Here is a 23106-nt window from a genome sequence, read left to right as displayed (position 1 = left end):
TTTAATTTAATAAGGTGGGATATTTTATCCCTTCCTACCACTTAAAGCAATACCTTCTACAAATGACTTTTGGAAGAAAATAAATATGACGATTAATGGCCAAGATGCCAAGAATGTACCTGCCATCAATAAAGGATAGTTCGTACTATATTGCCCCTGTAATGATGCTAATCCTGCAGATAATGGCATTTTTTCTGGTGAACTATTAACAATTAGCGGCCATAAGAAATCATTCCAAGCCCAAAGTACAGTGAATATTGCTAAGGCAATTAAGCCTGGTTTAGCAAGTGGAAGCATGATTTTCCAATAAATTTGAAAGTGATTACATCCATCTAACTTTGCCGCTTCTTCTAATTCATCTGGTATTGTCATGAAAAATTGTCTTAATAAAAACGTACCAAACGCACTAAATAATCCGGGTAGCACTAACGCCGTTAAAGTGTTTAGCAATCCTAAATTTGCAATAATTTGATACTGCGGTATTAGGAAAGCTTGCGGTGGTATCATTAAAACCGAAAGATACAGTATAAAGAAAAAGTTTCTACCTGGAAATTTAATTCTAGCAAACGCATATGCCGCTAACGAGCATAAAAATAGTTGTCCTACTGTTTTTAATACCGTTGTAATAAATGTATTCCAGTAGAATCCCGCAAACGGAAACGAATCAAATATCTCTTTATAATTTCCCCATTGTGCAACATCAGGGAATATTTTAGGAGGAACTAACGATGCTTCTCCTACCGTTTTCAAGGAGGTTAAGATCATCCATAGAAACGGTCCGACCATCACCGCAGCTCCCAAAATTAAAATAAGGTGTATAATTAGTTTTCTACTACGATTATTAATCTCCAATTTGTATCACCTTTTTTCTATTCATAGTGGACCCACTTATTTTGTAATCTAAACTGAATAATAGTAAGTACCAATATGAGGATAAATAGAACCATTGCTATTGCTGCAGCATATCCTTTCTCACCAATAACAAAAGCGTAATGATAGAACAAGTAAATAACAGATTGAGCATTATCAATAGCAGGGTTGGTTGGACTAATCATCATGAAAATAACATCAAACACCTGGAATGCCGAAATAAAGGAAATAACCGCCACAAAGAAAATAGTTGGACTTAATAGTGGAACTGTAATACGAAAAAAGGTGTATAGAGGTCCTGCACCATCAAGTGATGCCGCTTCATATAGTGATTTAGGTATCCCTTGTAATCCAGATAATAAAATTACCATATTCGTTCCAATGGAAGTCCAAACACCAACTATAATAATTGAAATTAATACCCAATTTGGATCTGTTAACCAATCAGGTCCATTGATGGAGAACTTGGATAACATGTGATTGATAATACCGTAATCAGAGTTATACAACCACATCCAAATCATACCGATTGCAGCTGGCATTGTAACTACAGGTAAGAAATATAATGTTCTATAAAATGTTAATCCCTTTATTTTTTGATTTAACAACACGGCAACTACAATAGATACAGCTATACTGAGTGGAACCATAGTAAAAGCATAAATTATCGTATTTTTAAAGGTCTGCCATACTTCTGGGTCATTTACCATCTCTTTATAATTATCTATGCCTGTCCAAGAATAATTACCAAAGTCTCCCCAGTCATTAAAACTATAGAATAATGTTTGAAAAACTGGAAGTATATAAAAGATTAATAACCCTATCAAGGTTGGGGCAATGAATAGGTACCCCCAAAATATGTCTTTGCTATGCTTACTACTTATTTTCGAAGTATGTCGCTTGCTTTTTTTGTCCTTCAACTATAATCACCTCTAGTAAGTTCAGCAATTATGCATAGATTTCCTATTCATTCGCCAAAATTCTTTCCATCTCCTCATTTATAATCTCACTTGCTTCTTCAACAGTAAGTTGTCCGGTCCATGCCTTTGCAATATTATCTTGAATAATTGTTGCCCACTTTGAAGTATCCTTAGAAACTGGATAAGGTTCAGAAACCTCGGCCATATCTAAAAATTCTTGAAGATTAAACTCAGGTGTTGCCTCAACCCATGCTTTTTGTGTGCCTTCATAAGCCGGTATAATGCCTGCTTCAGCTTGCATAGTTGCTGCTTTTTCAGAACTTAAAAATTTGACAAATTTCCATGCAGCGTCCTTATTATCTGAATTTGATGCGATAACATTCCCTAGACCGTGAATAACATTCGAACGTTTATTCATTATCGGAAGAACTGTAACATCTACGTTTTCTAATGTATATTCGTTAGATTTAAACTGTGGAATCATATAGGACGCTTGGAACATCATAGCTACCTTCCCGGACTCAAACATACTAGTTGCAGTAGTTGTTTCCATTTGGGCATGTGTTGGTGATACTCCATGCACATGAATTAAATCATGATATAACTGCAATCCTTCAATAGTTTTTGGATCATCGAAACCGGATTCTTTTTTATCCTCCGAAATAATAAAACCATCATTTGCTAGAATAGTATTATAATAAGATGCTTGAGCGTCCTGAATATATGCAGCGATACCATGGACACCCTTCTCTTCATCAGTTAGCGCCTTTGCTGCTTCTAATAAGTCATCCCATGTCCAAGTATCATTTGGGTATTCAAGATCAGCTTCATCAAAGAGTGCTTTATTATACCAAAGTCCAATAGTATCATAGTCTTTTGGAAGAGCATATGACTTGCCATCATACTGATACAAACCAAGCAATCCTTCTGGATAAGGAGCTAAATCTACTGAATCTTCCTTAATCCTTTCATCAATAGGCTCAATCATATTATTTGAAGCATATTTAACAAAGTTCGGTCCGTTCATCCAGAATACGTCGGGTAGTCCATCCCCTGTAGCTGCGGCATCCAACTTCGTAAAATATTGATCATATGGCGTTAATTCTAAGTTTACTTTAATATCTGGATACTCCTTATTAAATTCTTCTACAAGATCCTTTAGCATTTGTTCCTGATTCTTATCCCAATAAGCATATTTTATCGTGGCATTATCCCCATCTTCACTTGAGTTAGAAGAACATGCTGCTAAGACTCCTAATATTAATACACTTAAAACCAGTAAAGCTTTCTTCATAAAATTCATCCCCTAATCATAATAGTGATTTTTTAAACAACAAATGAAACTAGATAATAACTAGTGATAATCTATTTTTCATTTATTTTTACTAGACAAAGCCAAGAGACCTGCTCCAATAGCACCGGAATCCCCTTTATAATTACTTAAAGTTATGAAGTTTAAACTTTCTAGTTGTTCTGGGATTAAGTAATTCTTTAATTCTTCTTTTACTAAATCTAGTAAAACCGGATTATTAATTACGACACCACCCCCTAAAACGATATATTGAGGGTCTAATAAACAAATAATAGAATAGAGTCCTTGTGCTAAGGCTTGGATTACCTCCTGCAAAAGTACCTCTGAACTTGAATCCTGCTTATAATATTTTTCAAAGAACGTATTAATTGCAAGATTCGGTTGTCCATAATGATTACTAATTAGCTTCTGAATTGCAGGACCTGATGCCGTTTCTTCTATTGTTACCCATTCTTTTTTAGATGCAGTTGATCTTATGGGTAATAACCCAATTTCACCTGAAAAACCATTTCCCCTAACGAATTTGCCATTATCTATGATGGAACATGCGATACCAGTGCTAATAGTTACATAGACAAATGTATCCTCTCTTGCTGAATGATGGGCTCTGTATTCAGCAAAGGTAGCCACTCGAACATCATTGTCAATCACAATATTTTCTAACGGAATCTCTTCTTTAAGCCGATCAACAATTGGGAAGTTCCTCCAATTTATATTACTTTGATAAATAGCTACCCCCTTTTTTCTATCTACCTTTCCGGGGATACCTACTCCCATTCCAATGATTTTATCAAAAGTAATAGTTGATTTACTAACAACCTGATTAATACAAGCTAAAACCCTGGAAAACATCAGTTCCTGATCATGAGGTTCACTTAATACCTCGTGTCTATTATGGATGACACCACTCTGATCAATAATCACTGCAGCAACTTTTGTACCCCCTATATCTACCCCTAATGAGTAACTCATTTCCACCCCTCCATGTTTGCGCTTCCAAAATTATTGATTGATAATTAACTAAATAATGATAAATCTTTTAGTAAAGAATTTACTGATTAGTCAATATCATATCATTCAGATAATATATTGTCTAGTAAGAAGATATGTTCAATAAATGCTTTTCTAAAAAAATCTATGCAACAATGTTCAACTTTACTTCCAGAATTGGAAATGTTAGTACTCTCTTTGGGTTCAGTCAGTTTTTTGGAACCATTAAATTTTGTGGAAATTATACATGTTGAGGTAACGAAAATTGTTCAACCTACTCCAATTGTAACTCCTTATTTTCTCAACATGATCCCCGGGTAATATTGTTTCGCGAACAAGTTTGATGATTTATGATTCATTCAATTAGTCGGAACATATTCCTCATGATGAAAAAGGATTGTATCTTTTTTGTTGTTTTTACAGGGGCCTTTTTATGCCGCAAGACGGAATCCAACAGAAACCAGGTGAGGATGATTTGACACTTACAAATATGGGGGTGATGGCTTACCAATTAACAAAATATATTATCGAAATAATCTTGGTGGTTTTGATAAGCTATTAATTTAGAGGGAACAACAAGTAGAACACTAAAATGCATCTTTTTTAGGGGTTTTTACCTGTTGCTCCCGCGTCTCATAGTCAGATTTTACATACGTTCCGCTATTCCAGCTTTTTGAATAGTAGATTCCATTCTTAGCTTACTTTCATACATAATACGTTCTTCGTCCAATGTAAGAATCTCTCTATCTTTCATAACAATTTTCCCGTTGATTATAACATCTTCTACATCTTTGCTAGTTGCAGATTCAACAATCGTACCAATAAGATTGTTGGTAGGTGTTATATGTGGTTGATCAATATCAATTAGGGTTAAATCAGCTTTATTACCAACAGATAATTCCCCTTTTACCTTTTCAAACTGTAATGCTTTTGCTCCCCCAACGGTAATCATTTTAATTAGTTCTACTGCTGGTAAAACGACTGGATCAAAAACTGGCAATCCCCAGTAAGCATGAAGCCCTGAACGAAACACTCTAATTTCATCAAATAAACTTAAATTAGACGAAGAAGCGCCATCACTTCCGATTCCAATTGGCATGTCCATTTGAATCATCCTAGGTGTTTTCGGAAAACCGTGTGATGAAAAGTTTACTCTTGGACAGTGTACAACTTTTACATTTCTTTCATTTAAAATTTCCAATTCATTTTCCGAATAAATAACATTATGTGCTGTTAGTAAATTTGGCCCGAGAGCCCCCAAGGAATCTAAAAATTCAACTGGTCGCATTTTATAGTTCTCTAAACAATATCTTACCTCATCCCGATGTTCAGCAAGATGGGCATGTAATCCTGTATTATATTTTTTAGCTAGTTCAGCAGCTTGCTTGATTAATTCCGGGGAACACGACATAACTTGTCTAATCCCAAACCAAATATGAATGCGGTCATCTCCAGCACCGTTATATTCTTTATAAAGGTCTTCAATATCCTCAAGTATTGTCTCTGGCGGCTGTTTCATAGAATCGGGCAGGAAGTCACCAGTATCTATAGAAGACTTTGTAATCGCAGCTCGCATTCCTGATTCAATAGCTGCTTCTGCAACTTTATGCATATGAACACCACCAGCATCGGCAAAAGCAGTGGTACCAGATTTTATCATTTCTAAACAACTCATTTGAGCACTAATATAAACATCTTCCTCATTTAAATTCCCTTCAAATGGAACCAATATACGAGACCAAATCATTGGGTATTCATCCATTGTTCGCCCTTTTAATAATTGCTGGCAAGTATGCGTATGAGCATCAATTAGACCAGGCATACAAAGTTTCCCTTTCCCATTAATGATACTTTTGGGGGTGTATTTCTCTTTTATACGTGATACATCACCCACTTCAATAATCTCTGTTTGGTCTATGGCTATAGATTGATTTTTAATAATCTCAAAATCCGAGTTTATATAGCTACAGTTTTCTATTAAAAGATTGATCTCCAATTTTTACACCCTTTCTGAAGTGTCTATAGACAGCATATGATTTACTTTAGTAAAGAAATCTTCCATAAATGCGTTTGAATCAACTTGTAAACAAACAGAGACATTAGGCTTTTCCTCTTCGGCTATGTTTAAATCCTCGACCGTTCTTCCTAGAGCCTCTTCACTTAAATCTACTTCAATACGCATAGGTACAGTTTGTACAAGTTCAGGATATAAACCTACCCCAACTGCTAATGGGTCGTGTAGCGCACATCCCTTTAAGTGAGGGTGCATTTCCCCATACGCATCTAAGTAATATTGGGTGAATTTTGCGAAAAATCTCGCTGACGGGGTTCCCAATTGTTTCCATTTTTCTATGTTGTCTTGAGTTAATAATGTTTTTCTTGTAACATCAAGGCCAACTAAAGTGATAGGAAGATTAGATTTAAATACAAAATCTGCTGATTCAGGGTCTATTAGTATATTCGCTTCTGCAAATTTACTGACATTTCCAGGTGTAGCAACTGCGCCACCCATTGTAACAATCTTTCCTATAGAATGCATAATTTCAGGTGCACGATTGACTGCTCTAGCTAAATTAGTTAAAGGTCCAGTAGTAATAATGGTTAAATCACGATTATATTTTTTAGTACTATCAATTATAAATTCAACTGCTTCTAATGTGCTTTTTTCTATTTTTTCAACATGACCTAATGTATTTCCAAGACCATCGTTCCCATGAATTCTACCGTTATAAACTCGGATTCTTTTTTCTGGAGTGGTAGCGCCTTCATAAACAGGCACATCTTTATTTAAAACTTTTAGTATATATTTCGTGTTTCTACATGTATATTCCACTGGAGCCATACCATAAGTAGTAGTGATTCCCAATATTTCAATATTAGGCTGTGCAACAGCATATGATATGGCTAGAGCATCATCTATTCCAGTATCTACATCTAAAATAACCTTTTTCATTTAATCACCTCAAATATTTTTTTGGCAGTCTGCTTAAGATACATACTTATTTCTTTTTTCCTTTATAAAACTGTCTCCATAATTCATTTTAGATAGGTATCGATCAGACATTTTCTTAACAATAAAATAAGCAATTAATATAGATAAAATCTTATCAACACTGTTTATTAAAATAGAACTAGAGAAAACAGAAGTCCAAATATCCTGCGTGGAAGCTAAGAAAACACCGGTAACCGTATCAATTGATTTACCTGTAGCTCCTCCGAAAACCATAACAGAAATTGGAGAACCTACAACTACGGCTGTTAACGTAATCACCACACCTGAAACAATAGTCGTCCACAATCTCTTAAACATACCAAACCTAGATAAATATCCAATGATTAACCCGATTGATATCGATACCGGCGCAAAAAATAAACTTGTAGGGTTCGTAAGAGATGTTATCAGGTTTGTAGCCAAACCAGTTGTAGCTCCTACCCAAGGACCAGCAATCATTGCTACTACTACAGTTCCAATTACATCGAAATGAATTGGTAGCTTTAATAACTGTACTATCTGGCTACTTACAAAGTTAAGCGCAACACCTACCGGAATTAATAAAATAGCTAGTAACGTAAAATCTTGCATCAAACCTCTTTTCAAAACTTGTTCCTCCTCATTTTTTAATTTGTTTTACATTTAATCGTATTATTAATTAAAGTTATTTTCTTCTACTGCATTGTAAAATTCCTCAAATTCCTTTCTGGTAGGAATAGCTGATTGTACACCGCGTCTTGTTACTGCTATAGCAGAAGCTTTTATTGCAAATTCAATTGCCTCTATATCATTTAAGTCCTCCGATTTTGCAACAGTGTATGCTCCGATAAATGTATCACCAGCACCGGTTGTATCGATTGCAGAAACCTTTAGAGAAGGGATATGTTTGTATACGGAATTACTCGCAAAAACTGCTCCTTTATCTCCTAGCGTGATAATAATCTTTTCAATGCCTTTATTAAGCAAATAGTTAACCTTGCTAATCAATTCATGTTCTTCATTAATATTATTTTCACTTAGATATTCTAGTTCAACCTCATTTACAATAAGTGTATGAACTCCACTTATCACTTTATCATTTATATATCTAGCCGGAGCCGCGTTTAAAATTACTTTACATCCATTTAAATCCGATGCTATATCTATCACGTATTCTAAAATCTCCTCTTTAATCTCTTGCTGTAATAATAAATAAGAACTACCTTTCAAAACGGGAATACAAGCATTAATATCCTCTTTTGTTATTTCCTCATTTGCGCCAGGTACATAGGTTATTGTATTATCACCTTTATGGTTTACATTGATAAATGTTCTCCCAGTTTCACCCTCCTTTTTTATTCTTTGTGTTTTAACGCCTTGTTTATTTAAATTCTCTATTAATAAATCACCATATTTGTCCTTCCCTACTTTTCCCACCATTTCGACACATCCTCCCAATTTTGCTGCTGCAATAGCTTGATTAGCTCCTTTGCCACCGGAAGATATATGAAAATCCGATGCTCGTATGGTCTCACCAACTTTGGGAAAGTCAAAAACACTTGAGACAAAATCTATATTCAAACTTCCTACAACCGTAATTTTCTTCATACAATAGCTCCTTCTTTTTTATAACTAAAAACATAATCAACAAACTCATCAATTGATAAAATATTATTCCCTATATTCATGTCATTTGCTAATTCACTAATATAAGGTTGTTTAATATTGGACTGTTCAATCACACTTTTATCCCAAAAAATCTCTTTTTTATTTTTATCTGCAATGATTTTCTTGTTTGCCATTACGATAATACGTTCAAAATTGTTGACTACAAATTCCATATCATGAGTGATGGTAATAACGGTTTTCTTTTTTTCATGCAAATGGTCAATTAATTTAGATATTTGCACCATGCCAACATGATCTTGTCCGGCAGTCGGCTCATCTAAAATCACAATATCTACATCCATTACTAAGACACAAGCAATCGTCACAAATTTTCTAGTTGAGAAAGGTAAATTATAAGGATTCTCATCGAGGAACTCACCAATTCCGACTAACTCTGCAACCTTGTGGACTCTACTTGAAATTTCATCTTCTGAAAGTCCCATTGTTCTAGGTCCATAAGCAATCTCACTATATACGTCACTATGGAAAAGCTGATCATCAGGGTTCTGAAAAACATAACCGGCGTGTCTGGATATCTGTGCAGTCGTATAATCTTTCGTGTTTAATCCATCTATCACTACATCTCCTATTGTCGGTTTCAGTAGTCCATTCATCATCTTAACAGCAGTAGTTTTCCCCGCTCCATTTTGACCGATAATGGCTAATTTTTCTCCCTTGTCTATCGTTACGGAAACTTTTTCAACAGCTGTAAATCCATTTGGATAGATAAAACTTACATCCTTTATTTGAATTAAACTCACCGTTTATATACCTCCCCATTTTCTAATCTCAATTTCTGCCTGTATCTTATTTATGGGAATTTGAGAAAAACTTGGATCTCTTTTATTCATTTCTATACCTAATAAAGCGTATTGAGGAAGACCTGCATCATATTCGAGTACTTTTGGCATCGACAGGACATCAGCCGTTTTTCCATCTAACATAATTTCGCCATTATTCATAACAAAAACATAGTCTGAGTGCTCTGCAATTAATTCAAGCTTATGTTCCACCAAAATGATAGTTTTTCCCTGCTCTTTTAAAAGTTTAATAATCTCAAAAATATCTTTTGTTCCCTTTGGGTCAAGCTGAGAAGTTGGTTCATCAATTACTAAAATATCTGGATTCATTACAATAACAGCAGCAAAAGCCACTCTCTGTTTTTGCCCACCTGACAGCTCGTATGGATTTTTGTCTACCAAATCACTTATTCCTAATAAATCAATGATCTGTTCTACTCTTTTTTTTATTTCATAAATTTCGATCCCCAGGTTTTCTAAACCATAAGCAATTTCATCAAATACGGTATCTTTTACCCCACTTATTTGCGTAAATGGATTTTGGAAGATAAATCCAACCTTACTAGCTAAATCACTCATACTCCATTCTCGAATATCTTTCCCTTCAATTAGAAGTTCTCCATTCAGTTCACCTCTATGGAAATGAGGGATAAACCCGCGAATGACATTACATAAGGTCGTTTTCCCAGCCCCATTCTTCCCTATAAAGGAATAAAGTTCACCTCGTTGAATTGAAAAGTTTATATTCTTTAGAGTAGATTGACCATCATTAATTGGATATTTATAATTAATATTTTTAGCACGTATCAGTTCCAAATCAGTATCCTCCCCGCAGCTAGAAAAATGATGAATATAATTACTAGAATTTGAATCGACATATCTATCTTTGTTTTATGAAGTTCGTGAAGACTCGTCTTCTTCCCTTTTGTTGAGAATGCTCTAGTTTCTAATGTAATTGCTCTTTCTTCTGTATTAGCAATAGAACTTAACACTAGTGGACCTAAGACAGGTACAAATGCTTTTGTTCTAGTTAGAAGTGAACCTTCAGTCTCTACCCCTCTTGCCTTTTGAGCGTCCATAATAACTTTAGATCGTTTACTAATTTCAGGTATAAATTGAAAAGTAGCGAGGATAGCATAAGAAAATTTAGGTGACATTCCTATCTTTTCAAGTGCTTGACTAACATCTCGGATAGAAGTAATTCTAAAAAATAAAAGAAAAGCAGATGCAATTGCTACTATTCTAGAAGTCAGAGTGAGACTGAGCATAACTCCCTCCTCTTTAATTGAAATAATCCCCCAACTCCAAAGTACCTCCTCTCCAGGAGCAATAACCGATTGTATAATAAAGATGAATAGAACTAGTAACAATAAACCTTTAATTATTAAATTTAGAAATTGCTTTGCTACTCCTGCGTTTAAAGCAATTACAATACATAAAGGTAACATCATATAAGCATAGAGATAACTAGGTACTAAAAAGATTGAAATAGTAACAAATAGGGGTAGCATAAATTTAGTTGATGGATATAAATTAAGAATAAAATTTCCCTTATTTGGCAAGATATTTACCTCCTTCTTGGATTGTAACGGGTTACATTTTTGGGTTTCCTTTATAAGAATACTTAACCACTAGTTGTATTCCTTCTAACATAATTTATTGGCATACATATGGACCTTTGATTAACATGTTTCTTGTTTGCTAGATCTAATAATAGTTTTGTAGCCTCTTTACCTAATTCATATATTGGTTGCTCTATAGTACTTAGAGAAGGGCTTATTAATTCTCCAATATCAATCCCATCAAAACCAATTATTTGCAAGTCGTCTGGAATGCTCATTCCTCTTAACATCGCTTCTTTTACCAAAGCAACACCGATTTGGTCATTTCCAACAAATACTGAGTCTATCTCAGGATTTTCATCTAAGAGTTGTCCAGCGGTTATAAAAGAACGCTTAAAATCAAATTCACCTTCATATGTTATAGCTGTGATTCCTTTCTTTTTAAGAAAATCACGAAACCCCCTTGATCTTTCTTTAGCAGTTATAAGATTAGTTGGTCCACTAATTTCACCGAACACTTTCCCTCCATTTTCAAAAAGAGTTTGAGCTGCTAATTTCCCCCCTTCATAATTATCTACATAAACACAAGGTATCTCTTTATCCATACTTCTATCCAACGCAACAACAGGCAGATGAAATCTTTTAAAATTATCGCTATTACCAGATATAGTAGTAACAAGCAATCCGTCTACATGGTTTTGGGATAAAGTCTCAATATAATCTTTTTCCTTTTCCTTATTCCCGTCCGAATTACATAAAATAACTCTATATCCATACTGTCTAGCGGTATCTTCTACAGCTCTTGCAACTTGAGGAAAAAAAGGGTTACTTATGTCGGGAATAATTAACCCTATACTATATGATTGCTTCTTAAAAAGCGTCTTAGCAACTGCATTCGGTTTATAATTTAATTCATTAATTGCTTGTAAAACTCTTTCTTTCGTTGCAGGCTTTACTTTATTAGAATTATTAAGTACTCTGGAAACCGTTGCAACTGACACACCAGAGTATTTAGAAACATCTTTAATCGTTGCCATCTCCGCCTCCTTTAATAGGTCGATATACCCTTTTGAATTTATACCAAGTTTATCTCCTCCCAAATGAATATTCCTCCGAGGTCTAGGTCTAGTAGTTTAATGATTTTCGGGTAAATGTATTTATGCAATTGATAACTTCTGCAATGTCCTGGTCAGAGTATGCGTGAAATCGTTTCTTTATAAAGTATCCGAACAGTCCATTATGACGTGCACCACCTGCAAAATAGACTCTTCTGACTATTTGATAATCATTATATACAACATTTAGTTGTTTGTAAATAGATAGACCAATATTTTGTTGTAAAAAATAAAAAAACTCCTTTCTAAAGGTATAATTTCGTTGTAAGTTAGAAGGGGGAACTTAAGCATGGAAGTGTTTAACGAAAGACTAATAGACCTTCGGATTGAATATGGGTACAAGCAAGAAGAAGTAGCTAAAGAGCTAAATGTTACAACAAGTGCTTATGGTTACTATGAGCAAGGTAGAAATCAGCCTTCTTTGGAAACACTTTATAAAATTGCCTGTTTCTTTAATGTATCCATTGATTATTTACTAGGAAAGATTGATACCCCTAATCATGCTACCACTCATCTCCTCACTGAAAAGCTAACACTAAATGAATCGGAGCTAGATGTGATCAATAAAATAAAAGAGTTAAATCTTCTTGAAGAGCTTGGAAAAGATCCAGATAGAAATGTCGGACGATTACACCGTTATTGGGAATTTATAAAGAATGAATTGGCATTAGAGAAGGATTAGCAATTCAAAATAAAAAGTAGCGATATACACAATGGTATGTGTCATATCGCTTTTCATTTTCAATAGACACAAGTTTCTCTTGTATAAATCGAAAACTTATTCAGAAAGCAATATGTACTCACCAGAAAAAAGAAAAAGAATCTCTTAAAGATGAGATAGATGAATTAAATGAAAGTAATTCAACACTTACTGATGAAGTAGCCCGTCTCGAATCAGAGCTAGACAGTTCCCCAGAAGAATAAACAAATGCAGAAACTGTACCTGTTACTTGTGAGTGATCAATAAGTAGGGGGGATTAAACAAACCCACACGAAGGCACATGTGTGGGTTTGTTGGATGCTTATCTATAATGTTTGCTTATTTGGAAAAGAAATATCACTTCGCAAAAGTATCTTTATCTCTATCCCTCTTTCTTATAGGTAAGTTTCTTCGGGATATTCGTGATATTCTAATTTATTAACGGATTTATTTTCTTCGTACAATGACTTAATTCCTCATTATTTACCCTTTTAACTTTAAACTACATTTCGATTTGAGGAAGGCACGTCTTTTTTATCTTCTTGTGGTTTTTGAATTAAACCAAGTAACTTACCAATTATTAATAATACAATCAGTATAGCTAAGGATGATATGCCTACTATTAAAGAACTGCTGCTTAACATTAGAACTGGTACCATAGCTGTTATTAATCCACCACCCAAAAAAGGACTATAAAATGGTGCTCTTAATGCAAAACCCTTACCAGAATCTGTTTTCATTTCTGGATCTACGGTTCGCAATAACATTAGCCCTATAGCAGTCACTCCTGTATAAGCTCCATAATGTACGATTGAATGTTCAAACCAATCCTCTGGGAAGAATCGTCTTCCCAGATAATAAAAGTACCAAATCATCATGCCTAGTGTAATACCAGATAGAATTATTAATGGAAGTGCATATTCAACAACAATAGGAATTTGTATCGATGCTACTGCCCCCAGTACAAGAAAGTCTAATGCAATCCCTTGAATACGGTTCATTGTGTTTACGTCTATCATTTCAAAATACTTTGTTCTCGATATAATCATATTAATAATATATCCACCAATCATAGCCATTGGGAAAAGTGGTATTCCCGGAACAAATACTGCGATTGCTTGTTGCATAAACCAACCAAGAAGTATCGCAATCGAGATAAGACCAGCGTGGAAAGCAAAACCTTCTACTAAATCTGGATTTAATGTGTTCACTGAACTTGATTTTTGGTTGTTTAACGGAATGACATCGCTATCTTTATTTTTCATTTCTTCCGGTTTTTTTATAACTGACGTATATCCTTTTTTAACACCGTGGTTTATCATTATAATTCCGGAAATTATTCCAATCACTATTCCAAAAGTAGCAGATGTAACACACAGTGAGGCACCATCAGACCAATTCAGGTTATTATAAACCTCAATCATACCGGCTGCAGTTCCGTGTCCACCTGCCCAGCCCACTTCAATAATAGAAGCAAACATTTCATTTAAATTAAATAATGGTATTAAAATCAAAGATGCAATAATAAGCGGTATTGACAATTGTAGCAGACTACCAGTATAGCTATATAACAAATGCCTACCTACTAACTTCCCAGTACCACTTTGTTTTTCGTTCTTCATTCCCATAAGCATGGGAGCGAACACAATTGATATTAATATTCCTGCTAACGCTCCCCAAGTATTAACCATTTCTTCAGAAAAAAGTTTGACTCCGTATGGGCCTAAGAGTAAACCTATAAATCCAGCTAACAACGATGCTGGAATAAAATACTTCTTCAATACTTTTATCTTTAATCTTAAAAACGTAGCAAAGACTAAAAGTAACCCCATAACTGAAAAGTAAAATAATAGGCTATTAAGCGTTCCTGATGTTATTGCCTCTGTTGGTATCATGCCTTCCCCTCCTTATATTAGCATCTTTGTAAGCACTTACAACACATTAAGCAAAAGTCGGATTTCCCCACATATTTAATTGTTTACCAATTTTTTTCTCCACTGCTTTTTCATAAACAACCGATGCTAATGCAACATCTTGAATCCCCATTCCTACACTATTAAAATATATAAACTCATCGTTGTTCATTCTTCCATGTTTAATATTATTGACTATTTCACCGAGTTGAGCATCAATCCTACTTTCATTAAATTCCCCTTCAGCATACATCAAAGAAATAGTTTCGACACCTCTATGTTTTAGTTCCTCCCAATCATCAACTACGATTTTATCTGCTTTTTCGATGACTTCATATTCACATTCATGACTTCCAACATGTAAATATAGGGATCCCTTATCAATCCATTCATATTTTACTATTGGAGTTTTAGAAACTGTTGCAGTAATGAAAACATCAGATCCTCTTACTGCTTCCTCAGCTGTATCAACTACTTTTATTGGTAAATTTACTTTCTCGTTCATTTCTTCTGCAAATAGATGGGCACGTTCTTTATTAAGGTCATTTATTTTCACTTCGGTTAAGTTTTTCAAAACACTCTTCATAGCCATTAATTGTGTTTTATTTTGCGCACCTGCACCAATCAATCCCAAAACTTTAGAATCTTCTCTCGCTAGATATTTAGCAGCGACACCTGAATTTGCTCCAGTTCGCATCGCGCTTAATAACATACCATCCATTATCGCTTTAGGAAACAGGGTTTCATAATCATTTAATATAATAATCCCCGAAGCCCTTGGTAATCCATATTTATCGGGATTAGTGGGAGAACTGGAAATCCACTTTATACCAACCGATTGAAATTCACCTCCAATAGAAGCTGGCATTGAATTTACTCTCCCACGTGTGGTTTCTGAATCTATGTCTCCCCAACGCAATACACTTTTATTGGGTAGTACATAATCTTCTTTTTGATGCAATGAAAAAACGCTCTCCATTACTTCAATAGCAAGAGACATATCCTCTCCCCCACACTTTTTTACATCCTCTTGGTTTAAAAACAATACATTTGAAAACAAATTACTTTCCCCCTTTTCAGAATTAGTATATAATTTAATTTATCACAATTATTCTTGCAAAGCAACAATAATTATTGTTTAGGAGGAAATAAATTGGAGATTCTCATTATAGGGGCTGGTAATGGTGGTCTAGCATTTGGAGGAATGCTTATTGAAAGGGGGTTTAAAGTTAATTTATTTGACAACCAAGAGAGTGTTGTCCAGCCAATTAAGAAAAACAATAAGAAGATAACAATCATTTCTAATGGAGTTTCTAAACAAGTAAAATTTAATTTGGCTACAAATAATCTGCAAAGAGGTATTAATAATGTTGATTATATATTTATAGTAGTTCCAGCTTACGCACATAGATCTGTTGCAATTGATTTATCAAAAGTTATAAAGGAGAATCAAGTTGTAGTATTACATCCGGGAAGAACTGGTGGGGCAATGGAATTCAAAAAAATATTTAACTCAGTAGGAAAAAAGAACATTATAGCCGAAGCGGAAACCATGTTATTTGCTGCTAGAAAAAACAGTTCAACTGAAATAGTAATTCATGGAATCAAAAAAAGTGTAGGTATAGCCTCACTTCCTAAACACGCTTCCCAGGAAATAAGCAATAAATTAAATAAACTTTTACCACACTTCCATAATAGTATTGATGTGATATCTACCAGCTTAAGCAATATTGGAGCCGTTTTTCATCCCATCCCTTTTTTATTTAACTTAACCAGAATCGATAACAAAGAAAGCTTCAAATATTATCATGAAGGTATCAGTCCATCAATTGCTAATTTATTAGAGTCATTAGACAAGGAAAGGCTATCAATAGCTCAAGCCTTTGGATTACAAATACCTTCTGCAAGGGAATGGGTTAATTTTAATTATGGAGTTGCTGGAAAAACTCTGTACGAATCAATACAAATGAACAATATCTATAAAGACATCCTAGCTCCCACCGAGATAAACTCAAGGTATATTATGGAAGATATTCCTATGGGGCTTGTACCGATGAAAGAATTAGCACAGATAATTGATTTAGAAACCCCAATAATAAATTCTATAATTAATCTAGCCTCAAAATTATACAACTTTGACTTTATAAAAAATGGAAGAAGGATAGAACACATGGAAATTGAGCCAATGTTCCCCGCTCTTCCTAATATCAATAAATAATTATATTTTTCGATTCATAGTAAAATCATTAGTATCACATTAGATAATAATTTATTAATCCCATTGATTTTTTATATTTGTAACACTGTTGATTTAACTATGTTAGGATAGAATTAATGAATAAAGTATACTGGAGAGGTAGCTATGTCATTATTTGAGAAGATTCAAGTATCGTTGGAGACACTTAGTGAGGCAAAAAAAAGAGTAGCTTACTATGTTTTAGATAATTGGTTAGAAGCAGCTTTCTTACCAGCATCAAAAGTGGCAAAAAATGCTAAAGCTAGTGAATCTGTTGTTGTTAGGTTTTCGCAGGACTTAGGGTTTTCTGGATTTCCAGATTTTCAAAAAGAACTACAAAAAATATTAAAATCTAGATTAGCTTATCCTGCTAACGAGCAGATAAGTGCATCTAAAGACTTTAAAAATATAAACGCAGATCTACTCAATGTCTATAATAAATCATTAGAAAATATAGATGATGTATTTAAAAATAATTCCATTAATATGTTTGTTAAATTTATAAATAAAATTAAAGATGCAGCAAGAGTTCTTATATTAGCTAGACAAAACTCTTATGGGCCGGCCTATACATTAAACGTACACTTAAATGAACTCTTTGGTAATTCAAAAATTATGGATGGAGAATCAGTTGAATCATTAGATTATATTCGAAAGTTAAATGACAAAGATCTAGTGCTTTTCATTTCAATTCCATCCTATTCAAAAAGAATGAGATTGTATAGTGATTATTTAAATGAAAAAGGTATTCCACAAGTTGCAATAACAAACTCACATAGTAATAATATAGGTAAAAATGCTGAAGTTTTGCTCTTAACGAGTGTGGATTCTCATTCTTATTCCAATTCACATATAGGAACAGTATTTATTATTGATATACTTATATATTTATTTACTCTAGAAAATAAAGCCGAACTACTAAAGTACATTGAAGATACTAAACTACTTAACGAGCGATTTGGTATTACAGATTAATAATGTGTAATCATACTGATGCTTTTAAAAAACATTCATTTTGATCAGTTAAAAGTGAAAATGCATAGGTAAAGAATGGTGTTCCAGCCTGATCAGATCCCCGCCGATAATTAATGTTTAATCAATTATCGGCGGGGATTAAAAGGATACTCTGAAGTGTAAAATAAACTGCGAAGCAAAAACCGATGTACCTCATTCAAAAAGATAACTCCCTGGTTAGCTTCTATTTGTTGTTTAACCCCCTACCTATTAACGAACTAAATAAATCTTTTTCTTCACTCATGGATAAAGATATATACCGAAACATTTCATCGCCTGGTTAAATTTTGTTTTTTCAAAAGGAAAGTACTTATTCTCTATTACTGATCGATGAAAAAAGTAAACCGGTCTGGTATTAATTTTTATTAACTGCTCCTCTTCATATAGCAGATTTAAATAATGACTAATTGTATTTCTTTTTAAGTTAAAATACCTACTTACTACTTACCGAGGCAGCCGTAAACATTTTTAAGTCACTATTTTCTGATAAGGTGTATGTTAGCTGTTAGCTGCTCCAAATGATTTAGTATTTCATCTTTTAACAAAGAAATCACCTCTCCATTCCTAACTAAGTACCTATTAAATATTTTATCACTTTTACTGTAAATTTCATCTATAGTTCGAAAACATTGAAATAGTCTATTACATACACGAGCCATTGTGAATTTCGATGATACTACTTCTTACAAATTGAAGTGAAATCGACTCAGTCAAACAAAAAAAGGAAGAGCATGGTTGCTGCAACAAAGGAAAAAGTAGCAATATGGCACATACCATTGTGCATATCGCTACTTTTAATTTTTTCATTTTCTTCAACTTTAGGAGATCCTATTTTTATCACTTCTTTTGAAACTATCTATATATTCTACTTAGTAATTCAATAATTCAATAGTTCAATAATTTCACCTTTTGTCATATCCTTTAACCCGAACCTTTCTAATTTAACTCCACTTTCCCTTAAGTCTTCACCAACAGCTATTTCTGCTAAGTCAATAAGCAAATCTGTACATGGTGTTAGTACATCTAATGCTGTTCCCAATTCAGAGATAGGGACAAGGCCATATGGAATGTCTTCATATATATAACGGTATTTTAAGGTTGTAGGAGCTTTTCCTGTCTGATAAGCTTTGTTTTTATTAATTGCCTCATATAATGTATTTTCTTTCACACCATAAAAACGATGAAGTAATTCTAAGGAGGAGGATAATTCAACACCAATTGTTTTACCGAGGGCTAAACGTTCCGCTTCTAATTTCTCCATCACTCTTACAACGGATGGTGAAGCACCCTCTGGATAAAAGTAAAAGTCTTTTTCAGATTCAATCCAACCTACATTCATAAGAGTTATAGGGGTATGAAATATCGGATTCACATTATTTAAGGATGTTCGAATCACACTTTTTTTCGGTAATAATTGTGGATATATTTTTTCCAATTTTGATTTCACTTGCCCCACGTCTTCGGATGGATAAGTGGCAAACTCTAATTTTTCTTTAACCCCTCTTACTGTGACATAACCAGGCTTATTATACCTACATGCATAGATTAAAGACTCTGTTTCCGCAACGTAAACTCGCTTATTATTCCCCGCTCTATCTAGCACTTCGGAGAACTCCAATGCTCCCCAGTAACCAGGAAAAATTAGAATAACTTGACCGTCTTGAACGTAAGGTGCAACAGATTCAGCAACCTTGGAATGGGAGTTTGCATTGGTCGTACACATGATAACTTCCGCATCTTCTAGTGTTTCTATAAGATTAGTAGTAGCCTCAACAGGTGCAAACCCTTTAATCATACCATCACAATGAATTCCTCCTACATTATTTAATTCTGAAATTAAGTTTTCATTTATATCGTATAGTTTCACCTTATGACCTTCTAATGTAAGGTGAGCTGCCATTGTTTGACCACCATTTCCCGCTCCAATAATTGCAATATTCATCTTTTTAACTCCTCCTTATTTAATAAACATTATGCTATTTTTTCACCTTTTACGGTTTGATACTTGTAAACGCTATATCTTAAGATAAAAGAAACTAAAATTAGAGAAAACCCTATTAAATCACTAATAACACCTGGGTAAATTAATACTATGGAGGCAATGAACAATAGACCCCGTAACACCATATTTGCTTGTTTCCCCCAGAACCAGCCTTGTAAAGCACATCCTAACACGAAGACACCTATTAAAGATGTAGCTATTGATAACGCTATTGCAGTCGGTGAACCAATCCCTAATAACGATGGACCATATACGAACATGTAAGGGATGATAAAAGCAACCAAGCCTAGTTTTACAGATGTAAATGAAACCTCTAAAGGCTTTGCTTTCGCTATTCCCGCACCTGCGTACGATGCCAAAGCAATAGGTGGAGTAATTGCAGATAGACATGCAAAGTAAAATACAAACATATGAGCTAGTAGCAGATCAACTCCTAGTTCAACGAGGGCAGGTGTAATAACTGCTGCTGTAATCAAATATGCTGCCGTAGTGGGTAATCCCATACCCAAGATAATCGTAGCTATCATTGTTAGAACTAAGGCAACCGGCAACATATCTCCAGCTAATGAAATAATTACACTAGCAAATTTTAAACCACTACCTGTCAGATTTAAGACTCCAATAATAATTCCAGCTGTTGCACATGCTGCAATCATTTGTAGAGCATTTTGAGCTCCACTCGAAAGCGCTTCCACAATTTTCTTTAAGTTCATTCTTGTATCTTTTCTAAATAACGAAACGATAATACATGTAGCAATTGCCCAGAGTGCAGCTCTTATCGGGCTGAACTGTAGAATAACCAAGATAAAAATTAAAACAAGTAAAGGAATGATTAAATGAAATCTCTTCATAACTTCAGCAAGTTTAGGTAATTTAGAAGCGGGTAATCCTTTAAGTCCCTTCTTAGCTGCTTCAAAATCAACCATAATTAATATCGATGCGAAATACAATAATGCTGGAATAATTGATGCTATAACAATGGTTGAATAGGGCACGCCAACTAACATAGCCATGATAAAGGCAGCAGAGCCTAATATAGGTGGCATAATTTGTCCACCGGTAGACGCTACTGCTTCTACTGCTGCTGCAAATCTCGCTTTATATCCTGTTTGCTTCATTAGTGGAATAGTAAAGGCCCCAGATGATACAACGTTTGCGACGGAATTCCCTGTTATGGTTCCAAATAACGCACTTCCTACAACAGCAGTTTTCGCTGGACCACCTCTTGTTTTACCTGTCAAACTCATGGCAAAATCAATAAAGAATTTCCCTGCCCCAGATACCTGGACAAATGAACTAAATACAATAAACAAAAATACGAAGGTAGCGGAAGCTGCTAATGGAACACTGAATATAGCATCCATCCCCTTTAAATAACTGATAATGCGATCCCAACTATAACCTCTATGCCCTAAAATTCCAGGTACATATTCACCGAATCTAGCATATATAATGAATATTACTGCAATTATGGGCAAAAGTAATCCACATGTACGCCTCGTTATCTCTAATACAACCAATAAAATACCTGTGCCGACTATTACATCCCAATTTGTCGGGTTAATTCCAATACGATAAACTAACTCATCACCATTAATGATTAAATAGCCAGTTGCCCCTATGATTAGTAGAATTAAAGTTGCATCTAATAGATTAATACTATCCCTCTTACTCTTTTTACTCATTGGATATAAGAATAATACTAATACAGCCCCCATTCCTAAATGAACTGAATATAAAACCCAAGGAGTAACAGGTTTAATCCCCAAAGCGTAAATATGAAAAAGAGACATTGCTACTGCGATTGATACGACGATATAACGATACACTTTTTTTAAATCTCTTGTGTTACTCTCGCGATCCAGCTCCTGAACATCTTTATAATTATCTTTATCTTGCTTAACAGAATTACCTTGAAATTCATCCATAATAAGGCACATCCTTTACAGAGTAATTGATACTACTAGTCATTCTTCTCGGGAGGGACAAGTTCATCGGGAATTTCAATTCCTATTTCTTTATAATACTTATATGCTCCCGGATGAAGGGGCATCCCGTTATGAATCACATTTTCGGCTAATGTATCCTTAGAAGTAGGATCAACATTTAATAATTGTTGATGATTTTCAAAAGTTTGTTTCACAAGTTCATATACTAACTCTTCTGAAAGTTCTAGAGAGGCTATCGCCACGTTCCAAAAAGCTATTTGTGTAATATCTTCATCTAAATCTTTATACATATCTGATGGAACCTCATAAGTAGTCCAATATGGGTAGTCTTCTAGCATTTTATCTATCTCTTCATCGCTTAACTCGATATGTCTTACATCATGGGTAGCTTCTAAATCCAACATAAACGGACCTGGCGCTCCTGCAACTGCAAAGTTAGCATCTACTAAACCATCTTTTAGATTATCTACTTGAGTATTAGTTGGTAATGCACTTATTTCTCTCGTTTCAATCCCCAAATTGTCTAAAACGGCACGTCCCGCTATATCACTTGTTGATCCTGGGGGACCAACGCTAATATGTTTCCCATTAATATCTTGAATTGTTTCAATTGGAATATCTTGTAAGCTATACAAATATAAAATACTCGGATACATAGGGAAAAGTGATCCGAAATTATCATATTTTTTATCTGCCCAACCTATTCCTTCATAAGCCTCGCCACCGAGCCAAGTTGTAACAAAACCGATGTCCATTTCTCCCTGATCAATCAATTGTACATTGGTTACTGGGCCTCCTGTTACTTCGACAGATATATCTAATCCCGGAATACTATCACCCATTATCTTGGCCCAACCGCCGCCCCAAACATAATAAGTTCCTCCTTGACTGGAGGTACCTAATAGCAGTCTGCTCTCCTCATCTTTTAAACTAAAGTCAGAAACTGCCACCGATACCGCATCATCTACCTCTAAGTCTTCATTTTCTTCTTCACCTTCATTCAATTCATAGCCACAGCCAGCAAGTACGAAAACAACCATTATACTAATTGTAATAATGAATAAGTTTTTTTTAATCAATATAC

At 34.5% G+C, this 23106-nt stretch carries 21 protein-coding genes; 4 read left to right on the top strand and 17 right to left on the bottom strand.

Annotation, left to right across the window (positions count from 1 at the left end):
• Positions 1-24: 24 nt before the first annotated feature.
• The 4 genes from GN217_RS01295 to GN217_RS01280 form a co-directional block, all read right to left on the bottom strand.
• A complete protein-coding gene (locus GN217_RS01295) occupies positions 25-786 on the bottom strand; it encodes a carbohydrate ABC transporter permease (protein WP_156854540.1) in 762 nt (253 codons plus the stop codon).
• 83 nt (positions 787-869) lie between these two features.
• Positions 870-1790, bottom strand: coding sequence for a carbohydrate ABC transporter permease (locus GN217_RS01290; RefSeq protein ID WP_156854501.1), 921 nt, complete (start codon positions 1788-1790; stop codon positions 870-872).
• A 43-nt stretch (positions 1791-1833) separates the two neighbouring features.
• On the bottom strand, positions 1834-3084 hold the full coding sequence (locus tag GN217_RS01285) for an ABC transporter substrate-binding protein (RefSeq protein WP_198042551.1): 1251 nt from the start codon (positions 3082-3084) through the stop codon (positions 1834-1836).
• A 78-nt stretch (positions 3085-3162) separates the two neighbouring features.
• Positions 3163-4074 carry an ROK family protein gene (locus GN217_RS01280; protein WP_156854497.1) on the bottom strand — a complete coding sequence of 304 codons (912 nt, stop codon included), beginning with the start codon at positions 4072-4074 and terminating at the stop codon, positions 3163-3165.
• Between the two features lie 451 nt (positions 4075-4525).
• On the opposite strand from GN217_RS01280, the gene GN217_RS19135 reads away from it, so the two are divergent.
• The gene (locus tag GN217_RS19135; protein ID WP_255454321.1) at positions 4526-4654 is read left to right on the top strand and encodes a hypothetical protein; all 129 of its coding nucleotides are present in this window, start codon (positions 4526-4528) and stop codon (positions 4652-4654) included.
• 84 nt (positions 4655-4738) lie between these two features.
• Here GN217_RS19135 and GN217_RS01275 read toward each other — a convergent pair whose 3' ends face one another.
• The 8 genes from GN217_RS01275 to GN217_RS01240 all read right to left on the bottom strand — a co-directional run bounded on the left by GN217_RS01275 (position 4739) and on the right by GN217_RS01240 (position 12130).
• Positions 4739-6088 carry an amidohydrolase family protein gene (locus GN217_RS01275; RefSeq protein WP_156854495.1) on the bottom strand — a complete coding sequence of 450 codons (1350 nt, stop codon included), beginning with the start codon at positions 6086-6088 and terminating at the stop codon, positions 4739-4741.
• 3 nt (positions 6089-6091) lie between these two features.
• The gene (locus GN217_RS01270; RefSeq protein ID WP_156854493.1) at positions 6092-7045 is read right to left on the bottom strand and encodes a nucleoside hydrolase; all 954 of its coding nucleotides are present in this window, start codon (positions 7043-7045) and stop codon (positions 6092-6094) included.
• 33 nt (positions 7046-7078) lie between these two features.
• Positions 7079-7690 carry an ECF transporter S component gene (locus tag GN217_RS01265; RefSeq protein ID WP_156854491.1) on the bottom strand — a complete coding sequence of 204 codons (612 nt, stop codon included), beginning with the start codon at positions 7688-7690 and terminating at the stop codon, positions 7079-7081.
• A 48-nt stretch (positions 7691-7738) separates the two neighbouring features.
• Positions 7739-8671, bottom strand: a complete 933-nt coding sequence (gene rbsK, locus GN217_RS01260; RefSeq protein ID WP_156854489.1) for a ribokinase — start codon at positions 8669-8671, stop codon at positions 7739-7741.
• A complete protein-coding gene (locus GN217_RS01255) occupies positions 8668-9492 on the bottom strand; it encodes an energy-coupling factor ABC transporter ATP-binding protein (protein WP_156854487.1) in 825 nt (274 codons plus the stop codon). The genes rbsK and GN217_RS01255 overlap by 4 nt, the downstream gene beginning before the upstream one ends.
• Positions 9493-9495: 3 nt before the next feature.
• On the bottom strand, positions 9496-10347 hold the full coding sequence (locus tag GN217_RS01250) for an energy-coupling factor ABC transporter ATP-binding protein (protein WP_156854485.1): 852 nt from the start codon (positions 10345-10347) through the stop codon (positions 9496-9498).
• On the bottom strand, positions 10338-11093 hold the full coding sequence (locus GN217_RS01245; protein WP_156854483.1) for an energy-coupling factor transporter transmembrane component T: 756 nt from the start codon (positions 11091-11093) through the stop codon (positions 10338-10340). Before GN217_RS01245 ends, GN217_RS01250 begins: the two co-directional genes overlap by 10 nt.
• Before the next feature lie 62 nt (positions 11094-11155).
• Positions 11156-12130 carry a LacI family DNA-binding transcriptional regulator gene (locus GN217_RS01240; protein ID WP_156854481.1) on the bottom strand — a complete coding sequence of 325 codons (975 nt, stop codon included), beginning with the start codon at positions 12128-12130 and terminating at the stop codon, positions 11156-11158.
• Positions 12131-12497: 367 nt separating this feature from the next.
• Between GN217_RS01240 and GN217_RS01235 the strand changes: the two genes are divergently transcribed.
• On the top strand, positions 12498-12890 hold the full coding sequence (locus GN217_RS01235; protein ID WP_156854479.1) for a helix-turn-helix domain-containing protein: 393 nt from the start codon (positions 12498-12500) through the stop codon (positions 12888-12890).
• A gap of 515 nt (positions 12891-13405) precedes the next feature.
• Here GN217_RS01235 and GN217_RS01230 read toward each other — a convergent pair.
• Entirely contained in the window at positions 13406-14803 is a 1398-nt protein-coding gene (locus GN217_RS01230) for a sodium/glutamate symporter (protein ID WP_156854477.1), read from the bottom strand.
• Positions 14804-14849: 46 nt separating this feature from the next.
• Positions 14850-15800 carry a hypothetical protein gene (locus GN217_RS01225; protein WP_370459684.1) on the bottom strand — a complete coding sequence of 317 codons (951 nt, stop codon included), beginning with the start codon at positions 15798-15800 and terminating at the stop codon, positions 14850-14852.
• 174 nt (positions 15801-15974) lie between these two features.
• Here GN217_RS01225 and GN217_RS01220 point away from each other — a divergent pair, with 174 nt between their 5' ends.
• Positions 15975-17039, top strand: a complete 1065-nt coding sequence (locus tag GN217_RS01220; RefSeq protein WP_198042549.1) for an NAD/NADP octopine/nopaline dehydrogenase family protein — start codon at positions 15975-15977, stop codon at positions 17037-17039.
• 144 nt (positions 17040-17183) lie between these two features.
• Positions 17184-18032, top strand: coding sequence for a MurR/RpiR family transcriptional regulator (locus tag GN217_RS01215; protein ID WP_156854473.1), 849 nt, complete (start codon positions 17184-17186; stop codon positions 18030-18032).
• 916 nt (positions 18033-18948) lie between these two features.
• Here the strand turns inward: GN217_RS01215 and GN217_RS01210 are convergent.
• The 3 genes from GN217_RS01210 to GN217_RS01200 are packed head-to-tail and all read right to left on the bottom strand — an operon-like array spanning position 18949 to position 23101.
• Entirely contained in the window at positions 18949-20013 is a 1065-nt protein-coding gene (locus tag GN217_RS01210; RefSeq protein WP_156854471.1) for an NAD/NADP-dependent octopine/nopaline dehydrogenase family protein, read from the bottom strand.
• 29 nt (positions 20014-20042) lie between these two features.
• On the bottom strand, positions 20043-22001 hold the full coding sequence (locus tag GN217_RS01205; protein ID WP_156854469.1) for a TRAP transporter permease: 1959 nt from the start codon (positions 21999-22001) through the stop codon (positions 20043-20045).
• Positions 22002-22036: 35 nt separating this feature from the next.
• The gene (locus GN217_RS01200) at positions 22037-23101 is read right to left on the bottom strand and encodes a TAXI family TRAP transporter solute-binding subunit (RefSeq protein WP_156854467.1); all 1065 of its coding nucleotides are present in this window, start codon (positions 23099-23101) and stop codon (positions 22037-22039) included.
• Between the last annotated feature and the right edge of the window lie 5 nt (positions 23102-23106).

Source organism: Oceanobacillus sp. AG, assembly GCF_009746545.1.
GTDB lineage: Bacteria > Bacillota > Bacilli > Bacillales > Amphibacillaceae > Oceanobacillus > Oceanobacillus indicireducens.
This window is presented reverse-complemented; position numbering and strand designations above follow the sequence as displayed.